Annotated in this window: 2 protein-coding genes; both read right to left on the bottom strand. The window is 72.4% G+C overall.

Translation table 11 applies throughout. The annotated features are described in order from the left end of the window. The coding region (locus VGL30_RS01525; protein ID WP_331536056.1) for a ParB/RepB/Spo0J family partition protein at positions 1-619 on the bottom strand (619 nt) is incomplete at its 3' end. 83 nt (positions 620-702) lie between these two features. Then, a complete protein-coding gene (locus VGL30_RS01520; protein ID WP_331536054.1) occupies positions 703-1,608 on the bottom strand; it encodes a toprim domain-containing protein in 906 nt (301 codons plus the stop codon). Between the last annotated feature and the right edge of the window lie 107 nt (positions 1,609-1,715).

Here is a 1,715-nt window from a genome sequence, read left to right as displayed (position 1 = left end):
GGAAGTAGCCGTCGAGCGCGGTTTGGGCGATCTCCGCCTGCTGTTTCTTGTCGCCGATGCGCGCGAACAGGCGAACCTGCTTCAAGGTCAGCTTGCCCGCCCGCAGGGCCTTCAGGACGTTGGGATGGACGGCCGCCAGGGCCTCCAGCCGCTTGATCTCCAGCTCGGCATAGCCCAGCGCTGCGGCGATGGCCCCGGTGTCCAGCTTGGTCTTGCGCAACTTGCCGATGGCGGTGATCACGTCGGCGATGTGGACCGGGGCATGCTCGGTCGCCGGCAGCATGACGCCGGCCACCTGCTGGGCCTTGGTCTCGGCCAACAGGCAGTCGACCTCGTAGTCGTCGGTCAGGTCGCCGCGCTCGCGCAGCAGCAGCAGGCCGAGGCGCCGGCGGCGGCCGTCGAGCGCCATGAAGCGCTGCTCGCCCTTGCGACCCGGGCGCACGATCGGCGGGATCACCACGCCGGCGGCCAGGATGGTCTCGGCCAGCTGGGGCACGCCGTCGTCCGCGGGTTCCTTGAAACGGACGTTCTCGGGCGCGAGGCCGAGGTCGCCGAGGCGGACCTTGATGGCGGTCATCGGGGTCGGCGGCACGGCCGGGACGGTCTGGGTGTCGGTCATCGGGGTCAGGCTCCAGCGCCTGGGCGAGGGACATCCTGCCCTTGGGCGCACCCGCCCCATCCCTTCCTCCCTTCTTTGACCCCTCAGGCCCGGACCGGATCGAGCAGGCCGGCGGCCTCGGCCTCGTTCCAGTCCCCAAACCCTTCGGGCGGCAGCGCCACCCGGGTCTTCAGCCCGGCCGCCGCCAGGCCCGCCCGCAGCTGCTCGGCCGAGGCCTCGCCGTCCGTCCCGCGATCGGCGGCGATCAGCACCTCGCGCACGCCCGCTGGCGGACGCCAGCGGCGCAGGTTGCGGGTCGACATCAGCGCCCAAGCCGGCAGGCCAAAGCGCGCGCTGGCCGAGAGCGTCGTGAACAGGCCCTCGCCGACCAGCATCTGCGGCGCGGCCGCATCAATCCGGACCGCGCAGCTGGCCGGCGACGGCCCCACGGTCTTGCGGCTCAGGCGCAGATCGATCGCGCGGCGGGCGTTCGGCGCCAGGTAGGTCACCTCGACGGCGGTGAAGGCGCCGTCCTTGTCGCTGATCGCCGCCAGCAGGGCCGGGCGGTGATGCCGGCTCTCGGCATAGGCCGAGACCGGCGTCTGGCCGCCGTGGCGCAGCACGTCCGGACCGGGCAAGGGCCGGCTGACGCCACGATGAGCGCAGTGGCGCGCCGACAAGGTGCCGGCCAGCGGCCGGCCGGCCTCCCAGATCCGCAAGGCGGCCTGGCGCCGCTCGAGTCCGGTCGCCGCGGCGGCGGTCTGCACCCGGCGGGATTGAGCAAGGCTGGTCGGCGCATTCTGCGCATCGACCAGGCCCTCGCCGCGCAAGTAGTCGAGCACGTCCTTCCAGTCGCCGTCGCCGAAGGTGTGGACGATCACCCGGCCCTCCCGCAGCAGCAGCGAGACCGAACGGTCGGCGGCGCTATGGCCCGGCGCCGGGATATTCGCCCGCAGGCCGCGATCATAGAGATCGCCGCCCAGAGCCTGGACGATGGGTTTCAAGGACATGGGTCGAACCTCCTTTGTCCCTCAAGGGGTCGCCTCGAGACGCCCCTTCTCCACCCTTCGGCCGCACCGCAGGACGGCCCACAACGCTGACGGGGGGCGTTGCGGGG

The organism is Phenylobacterium sp., from assembly GCF_036502675.1.
Lineage (GTDB): Bacteria > Pseudomonadota > Alphaproteobacteria > Caulobacterales > Caulobacteraceae > Phenylobacterium.
This window is presented reverse-complemented; position numbering and strand designations above follow the sequence as displayed.

Coding starts and splice junctions, on each gene's coding strand:
- VGL30_RS01520 (WP_331536054.1), bottom strand. CDS start 1,608: ATGTCCTTGAAACCCATCGTCCAGGCTCTGGGCGGCGATCTCTATGAT.